The following is an 18,249-nucleotide window of genomic DNA, read 5'->3' as shown; positions in this document are numbered from 1 at the left end:
AAGCCGTCTGTTTCATATGTTTTTTGCCTGATCAGTCGTTTTGGTGATCACAGAAATAGATGCCCTCATAACACCGCTGTTCTGACAGGGAAGTTATAGGAAATGGACCCCAACTATCCAAAAAACGTAGGTGTAATAATGACAATTTCTAAGAAGAACCTCTCTTTTGTTGCGCTATCTTGTGCATTTGCCTTAAACGCGAATGCAGCATCGACACTGTTTACTAACGTTGATGTTTTCAATGGCACCGATGAAAAGCTACTTCAAAACCAGAATGTCTTAGTCGTGGATAACATGATTAAGGAGATCTCACCGAAGCCAATTAAAGCTGATAAGCAAACAACCACAATTAATGGCGAAGGCTTAACCATGATCCCTGGCTTAATCGACATGCATTCCCACATGTGTATTCAAGAAGGCATGTTGGTTGGTAGAGATGGTTACGATCAAATGGCAATGGGGGCACGTGCTCATGTTTCCATGATGCAGTATCTCGACCAAGGTTTTACCACAGCTCGTGATGCTGGCTGTAACATTCTTGGTATCGCAAAAGCCATCAATAACGGCTTACTAGAAGGCCCACGATTATTCCCAGCGGGCGGTTTCTTGAGCCAAACCGGTGGTCACGCAGATACCGGCAGCTTTAACGATGTTCCGGGACGTGTCGATGATCTCGAGCGTCATGGCTTTGGCTATATCGTCGATGGCGAAACAGAAGCTCGTCGTGCTGCACGTCAGAACCTACGTTCGGGAGCGACGCAGATTAAAATCATGGCTGGCGGCGGTGTTGCAAGTGAGTTTGACCCAATCCATATGACGCAATTCTCCAAAGAAGAAATGGAAGCGATTGTTGGCGTAGCAGAAGATTACGGTACCTACGTTATGGCGCATGCTTATCACGATCGTTCGGTTAACCGTGCCATTGATGCTGGCGTAAAAGTGATTGAGCATAACTTCTTAATTTCCGAAGAAACCATTAAGCGAATGAAAGAAAAGGGTGTGGCACTTTCTGCACAAGCGGTGATGTCTCTTGAAGCCTTTGCTGAACCTGAAAAGATCACCTTCTTCAGTCCGGATCAAAAAGCCAAAGCGACCAAAGTAAACGAAGGCGCGAAGCAAATGTTTGAATGGGCGCGTAAATATGACCTGTTGATTGTTACTGGTGGCGATATGTTTGGTCCTGCATACAATACGCGCCAAGCAGACAACATGGTTTGGATGGAGAAAGTCGGATTTACACCATATGAGATCATGAAGATGGGCACATCGAATGCCGCAGAAGTACTAAGCTGGTCGGGCGGCATGAATCCATATAAATACGGAAAACTCGGCGTTGTAGAGCCAGGCGCTTACGCTGATGTAGTGCTGGTGGATGGGAATCCTCTGCAGGACATCACAATTCTTAACGATTACCAAGATAAATTCAAAGTAATTATGAAAGACGGCAAGATCCACAAGAATACCTTGTAGTAAACTCTTTCGACTATTTGGGGGCACTATTGTCCCCAAATTTTTCTCTAAAAGACAAAGAACTATTCAAGGGAACGTATGAAGAAGTACCTATTGGCTGGCTTAGTTTTGCTGGCTTCATCAAATGTATCCGCCGATCAATTAAGCTGGGAGCAATTGTTGCCAGTTGATGTCCCTCAGATTGAAGACCCATTTGTAAAACTCACAGACCAACAACTTTTTGAACTTGGTTCTCTTGCAAGATACCGTGATGCTCAAAATCTTAATGAGCAACAAAAACAAACCATGAAGGAATTAGAAGACAGCTTAAAAGCTGACGACTTAGACATTGAATGGTTGTTCAAAAAGCGCGAAGAGATTACTCAGCATCGTCGTATGTTGGCATCAATGCCAAACACAACACTTACTGAAGATACTTATGAAATTCCTGGCTTTGTAACGCCGGTAGAATTTAACAATGACGTTGTCACAAAATTTTTCCTTGTTCCAACTATGGGCGCTTGCATCCATACGCCACCGCCACCTGCAAACCAGATTGTTTTGGTCGATTATCCGAAAGGTTTGAAACTGACTTCTCTTTACGAGCCAATTTGGGTGAAAGGGGATCTGCATGTGAAAAAGACTAAGGCGGATGTTTCATACTCCGACGGAGCTTCGAACGTAGAAACCATCTACCAGATGGACGAGGTTTCAATTCGACCTTATCGATAAGAGTACACCACCGAAAATACAAAAAGCAGTGAGCTGTCGCTTAATGGCAATTTTCAAAACGCTGAATCATTAAACTCTTTTTCTAGAAATCAATTTAATGAGAAACCAGACATGAAAGTAACTGTTCCAAAGCTTAGTTTTATCGCTCTTTCACTTGTAATGGCGTCATCGATTAACGCGGCGAACTTTGGTAGCCCTGATACGGTTGATAATACCATTGCTGAAAATGCTCGGGAAAAACGCACTTGGCGAGAGTCACTAGTGGAAGATCATAACTTAACGTTTGGTTTGGATTACCAAGCGCTTGGCTTAACGGCATCTGACCCGCAAACTGGCGGTGAAGATACCGCAAGTGCTGGTGTTGCTCGTTTTTATGGTAGCTGGAATCTGGTTGGTCTTGAGTCTGGAAATACGGGCGGATTGGTTTGGAAAGTCGAACACCGCCATGCTTATAGTGATTTGTCACCAAAAGAGTTTAGCTTCATCGGCAATGGGTTAGGTTATGCAGGTATGATTGGTCCTGCGTACAGTGATCAAGGTGCTCGCCTAACTAACCTATATTGGAAACAAAAGCTCAATGGTGGCAAAACCTCGTTCATGGTGGGTTTCTTAGATACCACTGACTATGTTGATACATACGCTTTAGCCAGTCCGTGGACCGGATTCAGTAACCTTGCATTCAGTACTGGTGGTGGTTCCATTGGTCTACCGGATGATGGGATTCTCGGCTTAGCTGTCGGCCACATGCTGACTGATAACTTCTATATGGTTGCAGGTGTGGCCGATGGTAAAGGGCGTTCAGATGAACCATTTGATGGCTTCGACACCTTATTCAACGATCATAAACTGTTTACGACGTTCGAACTGGGTTGGACGGCGTCACAAGACCAAATCTATACCGACAACGTTCATTTAACCGCTTGGCATTTGGATGGCGACACGCAACATAACCTGACGAATAAGGACAGCGGGCAGGGTATTAACTTTTCAGCAAGCTACTTTGCTACAGAGCAATTAATGCCATTTGTTCGTGGTGGCTTCTCGGAAGGCGATGTGGCACTTTATGATCGCTCCCTAACGGTGGGGATTGGTTACTTTGGTTTAGGTAAACCAACCAACAACCTAGGCTTAGCCATTAACTGGAGCCATGTTAACGATAACCTAGAACACGCTTATGGTGTGGATGACTCTGAACAGTTCACTGCCGAGCTTTACTACAACATGCAGTTGAACGACTACATCCAAATCACACCGGATATTCAATACATCAAAGACCCAGCATTTTCGAACAAAAGCAGCACTTGGGTATTAGGTCTTCGTGCGAGAATATTCATCTAGATGATTATGTTTATTTGCCTTACCAAGAATAACTGTATATAAATACAGTTATTCTTGTTTTGGATTAATTTTGCTATCGCAAAGAGAAAGGGAAAGGCAATGAACATCGCGTTAAGAGACAAAATCATTCAGGTGTGTAAGAAGAAAATAGAGCAGAAAGGCGACAATGTTGGCGTGTCCTTTTATGCCTTTTTCGCTAATAAGAATGACAATCCTGAGTTATTGATGGAAGCGGCGACTTGGTGGATTCAAATTCATCAACTCGATCACTTCGAAAAAGCGACCAAGATTATTCAATTAGTCGAATCTGAAATGTAGAAAGGGGCACATAATGTGCCCCTTTTTTCAGCCCTAAACTTAGATATTTATAATCAGAGATTAAGCTCTTGCGAACTTATAGGTACGGTAACCACCAAGTAGGTTACGTGCTTTAAATCCTGAATTGACCAGTTGACGATAAGCGACGTTACCGCGCAAGCCGACCTGACAGTAAATCACGATCTCTTTGTCTTTCGGCAGTTCATTCATACGTTGGCGAAGTTGGTCGACAGGAATATTGATTGCGCCATCAATGAAGCCGACAGATTCCAATTCTCCCGGATTACGAACATCGAGCAGAACTTGGTCCTCTGAGAGGTTGTCGATTTCATCAAAATGAATCGCTGTTGCGTCACCTTTAATGATGTTATTCGCAACGAAAGCCGCTTGGTTAATCACATCTTTCGCTGAACCATACGGTGGCGCGTAAGTGAGTTCAAGGTGTTGTAGTTGTTCTACTGTCATACCAGCACGCTGAGCAACTGCCATTACGTCAATACGTTTGTCAACGCCGTCTTTACCTACAGCTTGTGCTCCTAAAATTTTGCCGGTTGCTGGATCAAACAACATTTTGAACGACACAGTTTCTGCGCCAGGGTAGTAACTCGCGTGGCTGGCTGTGTGGACATACACTTTTTCATAAGTGATGTTGTCACGTTTTAGCTGTTTCTCGTTTTTACCAGTAGAAGCGACGGCTAAATCAAAGATCTTGCAGATCGCCGTGCCTTGCGTACCTTGGTAAGTTTCTTGGCGACCAAGCATGTTGTCTGCTGCCATACGACCTTGACGGTTTGCTGGTCCCGCCAACGGAACAAGGGTTTGTTCGCCAGTGACAAAGTCTTTCTCTTCAACCGCATCACCAACGGCATAGATAGAAGGATCGCTGGTCTGCATGTACTCGTTGGTGTAAATACCGCCTAGTGCACCAATTTGAAGACCGGCTTCTTGCGCGAGTTTTGTTTCAGGGCGTACACCAATTGCCATGATCAGGATATCGGTATCAAGCTGGTCACCATTGTTTAGAGACAGCGTCAGTTTTCCTTGAAGGTGTTGGTGTGTGTCATCTTCACCCGCTTCTATGTTAGCGACAGATTGGTTCGCCACATATTCAACAGAAGATAGAGCAACGCCTAAGCGCAGGTCGATGCCTTTCTCTCGGATTTCTGCATGAGCAAAGCCAGCCATTTCTCGGTCAACGGGCGTCATCACTTGATCCGCCATTTCAACCAATGTGGTTTTTACGCCAAGCTGGTGGAAGGCTTCCATCATTTCCAAACCGATGAAACCACCACCAACGACTGTAGCATGTTCCACTTTGTTGGTTGCGATCGTCTTAATGATGCGATCCATATCTGGGATATTACGCAGCGAATGCGTCAATGGGTTATCAATACCCGGAATAGGCGGCACAACTGGACCTGCACCAGGGCTGAGTAGAAGAAAGTCGTAGCTCTCTTGGTATTCAGAGCCATCAAGTAGGTTCTTAACCGTAACCGTTTTATCTTGGCGGTTAATTGAAACCACTTCGTTCATTACACGAACATCAACATTGAAACGCGCTAAAAAGCTCTCAGGCGTTTGAAGAAGCAGCTTGCTGCGTTCTTGGATATCGCCACCAATGTGGTACGGCAAGCCACAGTTTGCAAATGACACAAATGGACCGCGTTCAAACATAATGATTTCTGCGTCTTCACTAAGACGACGAGCGCGAGCTGCTGCAGATGCACCGCCAGCAACACCACCAATAATCACGATTTTGCTCATGGATTTCTCCTACTGAATGATCGAAAACGCCTACACCTTACTTAAATAAATTAGTCATGTCTAATGTTAATTTAACTACATTAGCATTGACTTAATAATATTAATTAGTAATATCTAATAAAACTTAACGTATTGATGAAGAGGCATAAGAATGGGCGACAGTATGCTACAAAGTGCGACCGAAGCGAGTGAGCTACTTAAAATAATGGCTCATCCAGAGCGCTTAATCGTGATGTGCAAGCTTATTGAAGGCGAAAAAGGGGTCGGTGAACTGTTTGAAGGCTCAACATTAAGCCAATCAGCCTTTTCACAACACCTCACCGTATTGAGAAAACACGACATCATCAAAGCTCGAAAGGTTTCTCAGCAGGTGTTCTATTCGATTTCTGATGAAAGAGTTGGTCCGCTGATCGAGGCGTTTAACCAAGTTTTCTGTAAGCAGTAATTCAAAACTTTATACGGGTGGTTGTTATGTTTGAAGTTCCTTGGATGTCGCTTTTGGGCGGCGTCATGGTTGGCGCATCAGCGGTAGTATTGATGCTTTTCAATGGCAAGACCGCTGGAATCAGCGGGATCTTAAATGGTGCCGTTGAGAATGCGGACCGAGTTTGGCGAATTGTCTTCTTAATTGCGATGGCATTGGGCGGTGTGTTTGCTGTTTATGCTCTTGGCGGGTATGTACCAACTGAGTACAGCGGCTCTCTTGGTTTGGTTGTCGTTGCTGGTTTACTGGTTGGGGTCGGTACACGTATCGGTAATGGTTGCACAAGTGGTCATGGCATTTGTGGGATGGGGCGTTTCTCTATCCGTTCTGTAGTCGCAACGTGTACTTTTATGGCAACCGCCATGTTAACCGTCTTACTAGTCTTGTAAGGAATAGTGTCGTTATGAAAACTCAGGTAATGAAAAGTATTAAGCAAATTTCTATCGTTGCATTTTCTGGTGCGCTCTTCGGTATTGGTATGGTGATTTCCGGTATGGCTGATCCGGCAAAAGTGATCGGCTTCCTCGATATTACCGGCGCGTGGGACCCAAGCTTAGCCTTCGTTATGGGCGGAGCACTCGCGGTGTTCGTTCCTGCTTATCTTTTATTAATAAAGCCAAGAAGCGAATCTGTGTTTGGTGATGAGATTGTCTGTCCAACTTCTAAAGCGATAGACAAAAAGTTAGTTGGCGGTGCAGCACTGTTTGGTATTGGGTGGGGCTTACTCGGTGTGTGTCCTGGACCTGCGGTTGCCGGCCTTTTTACTGGCAACACACAAGTTCTGCTATTTATTGCGGCAATGTTGGTTGGGTCATTCACCGCTAAAACAATGGTTAGTCGATAAAGAGCGAATTTCAATGCTAAAAAGAGTTTTTCAACGTTAAAATGAGAGCGTAGTAGAAACTGGGCAATGGTCACTCAGCTTATAGTCGAGCACATCTTGTGTTTTAAAAACGGTTTGAACACCTGACGACGCCTTTAAATCACCACTCACAATGATGTGATCGATCACAGAGCGGAATTGGTGGGTTTTATTCGGATTACGATTAGAACGCACTTTACATTCCGCTTTGGTATTTTTGGTCACTAGCTTTGCATTGGTACTGTCCGATAGCACGTCCCATAACCAATCTCCTCGATAACCCAAATTGTGGTTAAAGTCGCCAAGCACCACATATTGTTGTTTGTTGTCCTCGCGTGCTTTTATCCATTTGGCTAGTGCCTGTCCTTGTTGTTTCACGATCTTACAATCGCGATTATTGCGATACGCACCACTGCATCCCGCTTTTAGATGCACAGAGAGTAGGTGAGTCTCGTTGTCTTGGTTTGGATTCAAGACAAGGTAGCTGGCGAAGCGGAGCTTGCTGTTGCCTCGTGTGATAGAAAAGTCTGGTTTGTCCAACACGCTCATACCATTACGTACCGCAAAACCGGTGTATTGATTGGTGTCATTGAACTGAAGGTGTCTGTTGGAGGCGTTTGAACGATCGGACAGATAAATAGTGAAATCATTGCCAACGGCTTTTTGGATTGCGGCGACACTTTCGACTTCTTGAAAAGCGAGAATATCGACTTGTGTTTTATCCACATAGTGGGTCAGTTTTTCAAAATCTTGTGGTGTTCTAGACACTTTTCCACCATCTATAGATAGCCATTCAATATTCCAGCTGGTTAATTTGACGGAATTTTGAGCAAATGAAAGAGAACTAAAAAGTAATATTACCGTAACAAAAAGTGATCGCATTTTGGTCTATCGCACTCCTATAATTTAGCGCATTCCTTTCCATCCTTTATCCTATAAGACCTCGAAAAAAAGCAAGTGGATTTCGCTCCAATTTTGCAATTTTCACAGTTTTCTTCGCAAGTGAGATCAACGCCAATAAGATCGATTTGTTCTTGTTCGCTACCCATTTTTTATTGATCAAAATCAATGTTTTCAATTGGTGCTTCTCGTTAAATACGCCACAATATATTGTGTCAGCAGAATAAAAAATAACCCCATATAGTGTGTTTGTGGATAACTCTGTGAGTATGCTGGGGTAAGGAGAAAAAGTGAAACCAATCGTAATCAAGCGTGACGGCTCAAGAGCTCCGTTCAACAGGGATCGTATACAAGCAGCAGTAGAAGCTGCAGCGGAAAACAAAGACAAAGATGTCGCCATTTATGCACTAAATGTTGCTCTGGCAGTTGAGTTACAGCTTCAGGATCACGATGAAGTTCACATCCATGAGATTCAAGACTTAGTCGAAAATGAACTCATGCAAGGTCCTTACAAAGCCCTAGCACGTTCTTACATTGAATACCGCCACGATCGCGACATCGCTCGTGAGAAGCAAAGCGCGCTAACTCGCGAAATCGAAGGTCTGATTGAAGAAAGTAACCTAGACCTAATCAACGAGAACGCGAACAAAGACGGCAAAGTGATTCCTACTCAACGTGACTTGTTGGCTGGTATCGTTGCGAAACACTACGCGAAGACACACATCCTTCCTCGCGATGTGGTTCAAGCACACGAAGTGGGTGACATTCACTACCACGATTTGGATTACGCTCCGTTCTTCCCAATGTTTAACTGTATGCTTATCGATCTTAAAGGCATGCTAACGCACGGCTTTAAAATGGGTAACGCTGAGATTGATACTCCTAAATCAATCTCGACTGCAACAGCAGTAACGGCACAGATCATTGCTCAAGTAGCGAGCCACATTTACGGCGGCACAACCATCAACCGTATTGATGAAGTTCTAGAACCGTACGTAATCACAAGCTACGAGAAACATCTAGAGATCGCAAAAGAGTGGAACATTGCTGAGCCAGAAGAGTTCGCAAAAGCGCGCACAGAGAAAGAGTGTTACGACGCGTTCCAATCTCTAGAATACGAAGTAAACACGCTACACACAGCGAACGGTCAAACACCATTCGTTACGTTCGGTTTTGGTCTTGGAACAAGCTGGGCATCACGCCTTATCCAGAAGTCTATTCTGAAGAACCGTATTGCAGGTCTAGGTAAGAACCGTAAAACAGCGGTATTCCCTAAACTGGTATTCGGCATCAAAGATGGCTTGAACCACAAATCAGAAGATCCAAACTACGACATCAAGCAACTTGCGCTTGAGTGTGCGTCTAAGCGTATGTACCCAGACATTCTTAACTACGACAAAGTAGTGGAAGTAACGGGTTCATTCAAAACACCTATGGGCTGTCGTAGCTTCCTTGGTACTTACGAAGAAAACGGCGAGCTGATTCACGAAGGTCGTAACAACCTAGGCGTAGTGAGCTTGAACCTTCCTCGTATCGCTATCCGTGCAAACGGCAGTGAAGAGAAATTCTACGAGCTTCTAAACGATCGCTTACGTCTTGCTCGTAAAGCACTAGAAACACGTATCTCTCGTCTAGAAAACGTGAAAGCACGTGTTGCTCCGATCCTTTACATGGAAGGTGCGTGTGGTGTTCGCCTGAAAGCAGACGACTCAATCGCAGATATCTTCAAGAACGGTCGTGCGTCTATTTCTCTTGGTTACATCGGTGTACACGAGACAATTAACGCGCTATTCGGTACAGAAGCGCACGTTTATGATGACGCTGTTCTACGTGAAAAAGCAGTAGCAATCATCAAGCACCTGAAAGACACAGTAAACGGTTGGGCAGAAGATACTGGTTACGGTTTCAGCCTATACGCAACGCCAAGTGAAAACCTATGTAGCCGTTTCTGCCGCATCGACGCGAAAGAGTTCGGTGTAATTGAAGGCGTAACAGACAAAGGTTACTACACCAACAGCTTCCACCTAGATGTTGAGAAGAAGGTAAACCCATACGACAAGATCGACTTTGAGATGCCTTACCCAGAAATCTCAAGCGGCGGCTTTATCTGTTACGGCGAGTTCCCGAACATGCAACGTAACGTTGAAGCACTAGAAAACGTATGGGACTACAGTTACACCCGCGTACCTTACTACGGTACAAACACGCCAATTGATGAGTGTTACGAGTGTGGCTACAACGGTGAGTTTGACTGTACAAGTAAAGGCTTCACTTGTCCAAGCTGTGGCAACCATGACTCAACCAAAGTGTCAGTGACACGCCGTGTTTGTGGCTACCTAGGCAGCCCAGATGCGCGTCCGTTTAACTTCGGTAAGCAAGAAGAAGTGAAGCGTCGAGTTAAGCACCTGTAAGGTTTACTTAAGCTCAAACCCAATAATGAAAATCAACCTGTCGTGGGTTGATTTTCTTTGCTAGCCAGCAAAACAAGGCACGATTATGAACTACCACCAATACTATCCAATTGACGTTGTTAACGGACCAGGTACACGCTGCACGCTATTTGTGTCGGGCTGTGTACACCAGTGCCGCGGCTGTTATAACCAGTCGACGCAACGCTTGGATTCTGGTGTGTTTTTCACGCAAGAAGCAGAAGACAAAATCATTGCAGACCTAAACGACACACGCATCAAACGTCGTGGTTTATCTCTGTCTGGTGGTGATCCTTTGCATCCAGCGAACGTGCCGCACATTCTTAAGCTTGTAAAACGCGTAAGAGAAGAGTGTCCAGGAAAAGATATTTGGGTTTGGACAGGTTACACGCTTGAAGAGCTCGACGATGCGCAGCGTGAAGTGACGCAATACATCGACACATTAATCGATGGCAAATACGAGCAAGATAAACGAGACCTCAATCTAGAATGGCGAGGCAGCTCGAATCAAATTATCCATCGATTCACTGAGCTTTAAGCGCTCAAACCCCAAGAGAAGCTAAATATGAAAAGGGCACATTCGGAAATTTCGAATGTGCCCTTTTGGTGTGAGTTCTTTAAAGCTATTCCTTATAAACAAAGAGTTACCTTAGCTCTTGCTTGTATAAACATAGCACAACTTTATAGTGACGCTGTCACACTAGTGTCATCATCAACCATGTTATTAATCCATCGCTTAGACTGAATTCGGTGAGTCGTTAGAATGCCTTTTACTAATTCTTCGACCAGTAGGGACATCAACACCCAATGCAGTGGTAAACCTAACACCATCCCAGTGTAGTAGGTAAGTGGAATACCAATCGCCCATTGACCAAATGTGTCAATGAAGATGCTATAGCGAATATCAGCACCACTTTTCAACACGCCGCCAATACCGACCATGTTGAATACTCGCAGAATCATACCCAGTGCTAACACCAAGCATACATTCAGTGCCATTTGCTTATCAGTAAGCGGACTCATCTCCAGCAAGTTCAAAATCAATGGTGAACATGCCCAAACAACTAAGAATAATATCGTTGCGAGTACTGCACTGGTAAACACATACCACCAAGCGGTTTTCTCCACTCGGTCGTATTCCTGAGCACCAATGTCATTGCCCAGCAGGACGGATGCAGCGACAGCAAATCCCATAAAGGTTGAAATCAATACACCTTCAATCGGCGATAGGAAAGAGATAATCGCAAGCTCCGTGACACCCAATTGACCATAAATGATGCTGTAGACAATCAAGCCTCCAGTCCACAACGCATCATGGATAAGCATTGGCATTGAGACTTTGAAATATTTGTTTCTGTACTTCTTTACTGTGCCTTCAAGCCAGTCTGAGCGAGTAGGAAGCAGATGTGAATATCGACGACAAAAGAAGTAAACCAGCACCGCAGTTTGGAAAAAGCGTGAGATAAAAGTACCGACAGCAGCCCCAAACACCCCCCATTGTGGAAATCCTAGCAAGCCAAAGATTAAAACCGCATTGAGGAAGACATTCACAACGATGGCAGCAATGCTGACGTAAGTCGGCATCTTCGCTTCACCGACGGATCTCAACACCGACTCAATGGGAACGACGACAGCGGTACCTATGAGACTCAAGCCAGTCACTACTAAGTATTCTCTCGCATAGCCGACATACTCAGGATCGTCCGCCATAAAAGAGACGATTTCTGTGTCATAAACCACATACAGCCAAATAAATGGCAACGTCACCACTAGCGAAATAAACCAAGATTGCGCTAGCGTTCGGCGTATACCAGAGAGGTTTCCAGAGCCATAATACTGAGAAGCTAAAACCGTCACTGCGCCGCACAATCCAAACACCACGGCGAGGTTAAAGAAAAAGATTCGGTTACCAACGCCAACCGCGGCTGTTGCAGATTCACCAAGTTGGCTCACCATAAAAATGTCCACCGCGCCGAGCAGTGAAAACAGCATGGATTGCAGTGACACAGGGACGCCGATCGCAATCAGTTTTTTCCAAAATGCTTTGTCTATGTATTGACGTGTTAAGAGCATCGCATTTCTCCTCTAAGAACAATGCGAGTAGTTTATCCGTATGATTTAGCGGTGTATTTTTCGAAGACATCCAAAAGTTTTGTCAAACTATCCAGTCTTTATCGGTGGTTTGGTAGAACACGTTTGCCGTGAGTGCATTTGTGAGCCATCGAATCATGGAAGAAAAGCAAGAACGTTACACCATTTCAGAAAAAACCTATCAAGAGTTCATCGACCACACTCGCGTACTTGCTCTTGAAGAAAGAGGCATCGTCCAATGTGGTATTGCCACTTGCCGAGATTTCTTTTCCGTTTATCGCAAAAACCAGAAAAAACACATGTTGCTCTATACAGTTCGCGGTAAAGGTTGGCTGGAGAGTGGGGCTTGCCGTTATGAACTGGAGCCCGGATCGTTGGTGATCGTGCCTGCGGGCATCGAAAATGGCTTTGGAATGGAAGACGAAACGTGGCAAATCGCGTGGGTGTTTCTTTCACAAGATAAAGAATGGCCGATGGTGAATGAAGAGATTGAGTATCAACTTACACCAGCACCAGAAGTGATGTATTTCTGCATTCAGACTCTATTGCGAAGTATCAATCTACCTATCGATTACGGCGGTGAAGTCGGCGCACACAGCGTTGCCCAGTTAGAGCTCATGCTGAATATGCCGCACCCAGATTCCATATCACGCAACCAGTTAAAGTTGCGCCGCGTGTTTGATTTGGTTCAGAGACAGCTCCATAAAGAATGGACGGTAGAACAACTTGCAGCCTTGTACCCATGCTCTGAACCCCACTTGCATCGTTTGACCCAACAACAGTTTGGACGAAGCCCAATGGCCCACCTAACTCGGATGCGAATGGAGTATGCTGCGCGTTTGTTGCGCTCAACAGAATGGTCAATTCAGCACATCGGTGAAATAGTAGGGTACCCAACGGGCGCCAACTTCAGTACACGATTTAAAGCTTGGTCGAGCATGACGCCACGTGAATTTAGGAAAAACGGCAAGCTAGATTCAAACTTCAATGAGTGAATCGTTCTTTTTATGACCGATTGAGCTCATAAAATTCCCCAGTCACCAGAATTTTGTACTCTAATTGGCGAAATGTGTGAAAAATCGTTTCGCCATTTATAACGAAAGTGTTACCGTGAGGTTCGATACTTGAATTTCAAAGGGTTATGACTTTCATGTTTTCTAATCTACCAACTCCCGTATTAGATCCTATTTTATCTCTTTCCGTCGCATACCGCGGCGATGAACGTCCAAACAAGGTTGACCTTGGTATTGGCGTGTACAAAAACAGCGCTGGTGAAACGCCAATCATGAAAGCCATTCAAATGGCACAAGAAGTGGTTGTCGAAAACCAAAAAACCAAATCCTACGTTGGGCTTGCAGGCTGTGAAGAATTCAACCAAAGCATGATCGCTCTACTTCTGACGGGCACGTCAGCAACAGATCGTGTGGCAGCGATTCAAACGCCTGGTGCAAGTGGTGCGTTGCGTATGCTGGGTGACCTAATGAAAGTTGCACAACCAGATACGACGGTTTGGATTTCAAACCCAAGCTACGTAAACCACAAGCCAGTGATGGAAGCGGCTGGGCTTAAGGTGAAGTTCTACCATTACTTCTCACCAGAAACGAAACAAGTTGATACGGCGAAAATGCTAGAAGACCTATCTAAAGCAGGTCCTTCTGACGTCGTGCTTCTGCATGGCTGTTGCCACAACCCAACGGGTGCAGATATTGATTTTTCTGCGTGGCAAGCGATTACAGAGCTTTCACAAAAGAACGGTTTTACCCCATTTGTGGATATTGCTTACCAAGGTTTTGGTGACGGTCTAGAGGAAGACGCAAAAGGTCTCCGCTTTATGGCTGACAACGTTGAAGAAATGCTGATTACAACCTCATGTTCTAAGAACTTTGGTTTATACCGTGAACGTACTGGTGCTGCAATTGTGATCGGTAAAAACACGCAAGATGTGGCGAATGCAAAAGGTAAGCTTCTTACGTTAGCTCGTTCAACTTACACTATGCCGCCAGATCACGGTGCTGCATTGGTGAAAACCATTCTTCAAGATGCCAACCTTACTTCAGTTTGGAAACAAGAATTGAACGAAATGCAGCAACGCTTGCTGAATCTTCGTCAAACTTTGTGTAACGAATTGAGAAACAACCATAATACAGATCAATTTGATTTCATTGAGAGTCACAAAGGCATGTTTACTGTGCTAGGCTTTAGTGAAAACCAAATGGCGCAACTGCGTGAAGATTATGGCATTTATGGTGTCGGTGATGGTCGTATCAACATCGCTGGTTTGACCGAAACTCATATTCCTTACGTTGCTGACGCGATCCAAAAAGTATCTCAACGTTAATTGGGAGAGTTAATGAAGAACTGGAAACTGATTCTGCCGCTAATGATGAGCGGTGGTCTTATTGCTTGTACGTCGACACCGACGACCACTGAGCCTGTTGAGCCAGAAAAACCAGTCGTGGAGCAACCGGTTGAAAAGCCGGAAGTAAAACCTGAAGTAGAGCCAAAGCCTGAGGTGAAGCCGGAACCAAAACCGGAAACGAAACCTGAGAAGAAGCCAGAACCTAAACCAGAAAAGCCAGCGAAGGTACAGAAAACACCTGATGGCATGTTGATTCTAGGTGCGGAAGAGTGGGTGCACATTCCTGCTATTAACCAGACTTTCAAAGGTCGTGTTGATACTGGTGCAACAACATCTTCAATCAGTGCGACTGAAGTGGTTCCATTTGAGCGTGACGGTAAAGATTGGGTTCAGTTCAAAATTGACATCAACGGTAAGGCGAGCAAAGAGTTCAAGCTACCTGTTGAGCGCTGGGCTAAAATTCGTCAGTCTTCTTCAGAAGACGTCGACAAGCGCCCTGTTGTGGTTGCCTACATCCAAGTTGGCGACTTAAAAGAACAAACCGAGTTTACGTTAACAGAGCGTGGTCATATGAAGTTCCCAATCTTGTTGGGTCGTAGCTTCTTCCGTGACGTTGCGGTTGTGGATGTATCTAAGAAATACGTTCAGAACAAACCAAGCGGTAAGTAATCCAATACTCGGATGCTAAATATCGTATCGAATAACAAAAAGCCTCTCAACTGAGAGGCTTTTTTATTTTATTCAATTGGTTAGCTCAGTGTCAGTGCATGAGCTTGGCCAGTTAAACTTAGTAAGCGAAACGCGCTGACAACACAAGTTGCTGACCGTAAGTACCGTTGTTTTTAAAATCGGCACCAAGTGACAACTGCTGTGTCGAGTGGAAGCGGGCGCCAAGGTTATAGACGGTCTCAGAGTCATCATTATCGATTAACTGACCAATACGGCCGTGCAATTCAATGTTCTGCATGAACCAAATACGAGTACCGATATTTACTTCGGTTTTCCACTCGTCACCTCCGCCATTGTCTTTTTTGATGTTGTGAACCAGCATTTGGCCGTAAATATCGGCAAACTGACCAGCAGGACCGTTAAAACCAATACCACCGGCAAGGTCCCAATCTCCGCTAAATTCACTGTCGGCACGACCAATGAAATGGGTGTTTTCGGTGAAGTAAGTTGTGACTTCACCACCAAACGTACCAGGGCTGGTACCCATGCGGAATTCCATCATGTTGTAGTTGAAGTTGTTTGCATGTGCAGAAAGCGGCAAAACAGCGCACAAACCAAAGGCTGCAACCTTTAGAGCTTTACCTAGCATGGGTGTCTCCGGGCAAGAAAATAATACGAACGAAAAAAAGGTCTGCAAAATGCAGACCAAGATTTACAAAATATCATTTTAGGCGTTTATAGTCACCCAATACACTAGGGCAATGTGCTAACTGATCAATGTTTTGCTGCTCAATTGAGCGGCTAAGAAGCTAGGTTACATAACAACGAGGTGTTCTACTTCAATTTCAGGCTTGCTGCCGCCTTCAAACTCGCCAAATAGACGTACTTTTGTCGTTTGGTCGATTGGCGTCGTTAGTCGAATATCATCATCTAGCTCAACCATGATTTCACCAGAACCGTCGCTGAAGATAAATTGATCCGCGCGCGTTTGACGAAGTAGGTTACCTTCTACAACCACGTCTTTTTCGGTGAACATACTTGAGTCTTTAATCAGTGCATCGACTTTCTCAACCGTAACAGGGCCATTAAATTGAATGCTAGATTGGCCATGGTTGTGGTCTTTCGCCATTGCAACAGTAGGAGCGATAGCAAGTGCAGCGATAGTAGCGATAACAGTGTTTTTCATAATTTGGTTTCTCTATATAGGTGTTCGTTTTTGATGGTGCTATTAAAACAAACCTTATTTGAACCATTACTGATTCGAACATTCATATTCGATTCATTTTCTTGAGTACTATGCTGAGATAACGTTATGATTGTTCACCTTCTTTTTTCTCTTATTAAACGTTCATGAAATCACCAATCCCATCATTAATGGTTCAAGGCACCACCTCAGATGCCGGAAAAAGCGTCCTTGTGGCAGGTTTATGCCGTGTCTTAGCCCGAAAAGGGATAAAGGTTGCCCCATTCAAGCCACAGAATATGGCCCTAAATAGCGCAGTAACCAAAGATGGCGGAGAGATTGGGCGCGCTCAAGCCGTTCAGGCACAAGCTTGCAATGTTGAGCCTACGGTTCACATGAATCCTGTTCTGATTAAGCCTAACAGCGATACAGGTGCTCAGATCATCTTACAAGGCAAAGCATTGTCGAATATGGACGCTGTCGGGTTTCATGATTACAAGAAAGTGGCAATGGGAACGGTGCTGGATTCATTTGCAAAACTAACGGATGAATACGAATCCGTCATGATTGAAGGCGCTGGCAGCCCTGCGGAAATCAACTTAAGAGAAAATGACATCGCAAACATGGGCTTTGCAGAAGAAGCCGACGTTCCGGTCATTATTATTGCGGATATCGACCGAGGTGGTGTGTTTGCCCATCTGTATGGAACGCTGGCGTTACTATCCGAATCTGAACAAGCTCGCGTTAAAGGCTTCGTTATTAACCGCTTCCGTGGCGACATCAGCTTGCTTGAATCTGGTCTTGATTGGCTAGAAGAGAAAACGGGTAAACCTGTGCTCGGTGTATTGCCGTATCTTCACGGGCTAAACCTCGAAGCAGAAGATGCTATTACGGGTCAGCAAGAACTGTCTTCGCAAGTGAAACTCAATGTTGTGGTACCAGTATTAACGCGTATCAGTAATCATACCGATTTTGATGTGTTGCGCCTAAACCCGGACATTAATCTTCGCTATGTGGGTAAAGGCGAAAAGATCGACAAAGCCGATCTCGTGATCCTACCGGGCACTAAGTCAGTCCGAGACGATTTGGATTATCTACGCAGCCAAGGCTGGGATAAAGACATTCAACGTCACATTCGTCTGGGCGGCAAAGTCATTGGCATTTGTGGTGGTTACCAGATGCTTGGCAAATTAATTGACGACCCTAATGGCGTGGAAGGCAGTCCAGGGAAGAGTGAAGGACTTGGGTTGCTAGACATTACTACGACGCTAACCGACAGCAAACAACTGACCAACACACAAGCACAGCTTTGCTTAAACGGTAAAACAGCGAATGTGAAAGGTTACGAAATCCATGTGGGACGAAGTGAAGTGCAGGGCGCTCAACCTTTGAAGTTAAGTTCTGGCGAATCTGAGGGTGCGATCAGTGAGAGTGGCCAAATTATGGGAACCTACCTACACGGGTTCTTCGATGAGGCCGATGTGCTAAGCCTCGTGTCTGAATGGGTAAACGGCACTCAAATCAAACAACAAGACTTTGAAGAGTTAAAAGAACAGGGCATTAATCGCATTGCGGATGCGATAGAACAACATATGAATCTTGACTTTCTGTTCAAATAAATCCAGTTTTTAACTGTTTGAAGCATAAATAAAAGTGGGCACGTTGTTCCAC

Annotated in this window: 18 protein-coding genes; 13 read left to right on the top strand and 5 right to left on the bottom strand. The window is 44.8% G+C overall.

Annotation, left to right across the window (positions count from 1 at the left end; all coding sequences use genetic code 11):
- The first annotated feature begins 138 nt into the window (after positions 1–138).
- From QTO06_RS08255 to QTO06_RS08240, 4 genes are all read left to right on the top strand, one after another.
- Positions 139–1,470: a metal-dependent hydrolase family protein gene (locus tag QTO06_RS08255; protein ID WP_258456057.1), complete on the top strand. Its 1,332-nt coding sequence runs from the start codon at positions 139–141 to the stop codon at positions 1,468–1,470.
- A gap of 78 nt (positions 1,471–1,548) precedes the next feature.
- A complete protein-coding gene (locus tag QTO06_RS08250; protein WP_005446901.1) occupies positions 1,549–2,181 on the top strand; it encodes a DUF3299 domain-containing protein in 633 nt (210 codons plus the stop codon).
- Positions 2,182–2,292: 111 nt separating this feature from the next.
- Positions 2,293–3,519, top strand: coding sequence for a carbohydrate porin (locus QTO06_RS08245; protein ID WP_331407403.1), 1,227 nt, complete (start codon positions 2,293–2,295; stop codon positions 3,517–3,519).
- 99 nt (positions 3,520–3,618) lie between these two features.
- Positions 3,619–3,837, top strand: coding sequence for a DUF6500 family protein (locus QTO06_RS08240; protein ID WP_017189071.1), 219 nt, complete (start codon positions 3,619–3,621; stop codon positions 3,835–3,837).
- Between the two features lie 60 nt (positions 3,838–3,897).
- Here QTO06_RS08240 and QTO06_RS08235 read toward each other — a convergent pair whose 3' ends face one another.
- The gene (locus QTO06_RS08235) at positions 3,898–5,601 is read right to left on the bottom strand and encodes an FAD-dependent oxidoreductase (RefSeq protein ID WP_017819635.1); all 1,704 of its coding nucleotides are present in this window, start codon (positions 5,599–5,601) and stop codon (positions 3,898–3,900) included.
- A gap of 151 nt (positions 5,602–5,752) precedes the next feature.
- Here QTO06_RS08235 and QTO06_RS08230 point away from each other — a divergent pair, with 151 nt between their 5' ends.
- Genes QTO06_RS08230 through QTO06_RS08220 form a run of 3 tightly spaced genes read left to right on the top strand, consistent with a single transcriptional unit; the run spans position 5,753 to position 6,929 of the window.
- Entirely contained in the window at positions 5,753–6,046 is a 294-nt protein-coding gene (locus QTO06_RS08230; protein WP_009700376.1) for an ArsR/SmtB family transcription factor, read from the top strand.
- Positions 6,047–6,072: 26 nt separating this feature from the next.
- Positions 6,073–6,474, top strand: coding sequence for a YeeE/YedE family protein (locus QTO06_RS08225; protein ID WP_114092262.1), 402 nt, complete (start codon positions 6,073–6,075; stop codon positions 6,472–6,474).
- A 14-nt stretch (positions 6,475–6,488) separates the two neighbouring features.
- Positions 6,489–6,929: a YeeE/YedE family protein gene (locus QTO06_RS08220; RefSeq protein WP_331407402.1), complete on the top strand. Its 441-nt coding sequence runs from the start codon at positions 6,489–6,491 to the stop codon at positions 6,927–6,929.
- 36 nt (positions 6,930–6,965) lie between these two features.
- Here the strand turns inward: QTO06_RS08220 and QTO06_RS08215 are convergent, their stop codons facing one another.
- Positions 6,966–7,829 carry an endonuclease/exonuclease/phosphatase family protein gene (locus tag QTO06_RS08215; RefSeq protein ID WP_005446894.1) on the bottom strand — a complete coding sequence of 288 codons (864 nt, stop codon included), beginning with the start codon at positions 7,827–7,829 and terminating at the stop codon, positions 6,966–6,968.
- A 308-nt stretch (positions 7,830–8,137) separates the two neighbouring features.
- Between QTO06_RS08215 and nrdD the strand changes: the two genes are divergently transcribed.
- Together nrdD and nrdG are read left to right on the top strand one after the other, a co-directional pair.
- A complete protein-coding gene (nrdD, locus tag QTO06_RS08210; RefSeq protein WP_005427114.1) occupies positions 8,138–10,258 on the top strand; it encodes an anaerobic ribonucleoside-triphosphate reductase in 2,121 nt (706 codons plus the stop codon).
- An 85-nt stretch (positions 10,259–10,343) separates the two neighbouring features.
- Positions 10,344–10,814, top strand: a complete 471-nt coding sequence (nrdG, locus tag QTO06_RS08205) for an anaerobic ribonucleoside-triphosphate reductase-activating protein (RefSeq protein WP_005435220.1) — start codon at positions 10,344–10,346, stop codon at positions 10,812–10,814.
- A 143-nt stretch (positions 10,815–10,957) separates the two neighbouring features.
- On the opposite strand, the gene QTO06_RS08200 is transcribed toward nrdG, so the two are convergent.
- Positions 10,958–12,349 (bottom strand): MATE family efflux transporter, encoded by a 1,392-nt coding sequence (locus tag QTO06_RS08200; RefSeq protein WP_331407401.1) that lies wholly within the window; start codon positions 12,347–12,349, stop codon positions 10,958–10,960.
- A gap of 155 nt (positions 12,350–12,504) precedes the next feature.
- On the opposite strand from QTO06_RS08200, the gene QTO06_RS08195 reads away from it, so the two are divergent.
- The 3 genes from QTO06_RS08195 to QTO06_RS08185 all read left to right on the top strand — a co-directional run bounded on the left by QTO06_RS08195 (position 12,505) and on the right by QTO06_RS08185 (position 15,395).
- Positions 12,505–13,362: an AraC family transcriptional regulator gene (locus QTO06_RS08195; RefSeq protein WP_331407428.1), complete on the top strand. Its 858-nt coding sequence runs from the start codon at positions 12,505–12,507 to the stop codon at positions 13,360–13,362.
- Positions 13,363–13,517: 155 nt separating this feature from the next.
- Entirely contained in the window at positions 13,518–14,705 is a 1,188-nt protein-coding gene (locus tag QTO06_RS08190; protein ID WP_331407400.1) for an amino acid aminotransferase, read from the top strand.
- A 12-nt stretch (positions 14,706–14,717) separates the two neighbouring features.
- The gene (locus tag QTO06_RS08185) at positions 14,718–15,395 is read left to right on the top strand and encodes an ATP-dependent zinc protease family protein (RefSeq protein ID WP_005427116.1); all 678 of its coding nucleotides are present in this window, start codon (positions 14,718–14,720) and stop codon (positions 15,393–15,395) included.
- 118 nt (positions 15,396–15,513) lie between these two features.
- On the opposite strand, the gene QTO06_RS08180 is transcribed toward QTO06_RS08185, so the two are convergent.
- Positions 15,514–16,044 (bottom strand): hypothetical protein, encoded by a 531-nt coding sequence (locus tag QTO06_RS08180; protein ID WP_079402621.1) that lies wholly within the window; start codon positions 16,042–16,044, stop codon positions 15,514–15,516.
- Positions 16,045–16,209: 165 nt separating this feature from the next.
- Complete coding sequence (locus QTO06_RS08175; RefSeq protein WP_005427087.1) at positions 16,210–16,581, bottom strand: YgiW/YdeI family stress tolerance OB fold protein; 372 nt, start codon at positions 16,579–16,581, stop codon at positions 16,210–16,212.
- A 164-nt stretch (positions 16,582–16,745) separates the two neighbouring features.
- On the opposite strand from QTO06_RS08175, the gene QTO06_RS08170 reads away from it, so the two are divergent.
- Positions 16,746–18,197 carry a cobyric acid synthase gene (locus QTO06_RS08170; RefSeq protein ID WP_331407399.1) on the top strand — a complete coding sequence of 484 codons (1,452 nt, stop codon included), beginning with the start codon at positions 16,746–16,748 and terminating at the stop codon, positions 18,195–18,197.
- Positions 18,198–18,249 lie beyond the last annotated feature (52 nt).

It is taken from the genome of Vibrio sp. M260121 (genome assembly GCF_036533715.1).
Lineage (GTDB): Bacteria > Pseudomonadota > Gammaproteobacteria > Enterobacterales > Vibrionaceae > Vibrio.
This window is presented reverse-complemented; position numbering and strand designations above follow the sequence as displayed.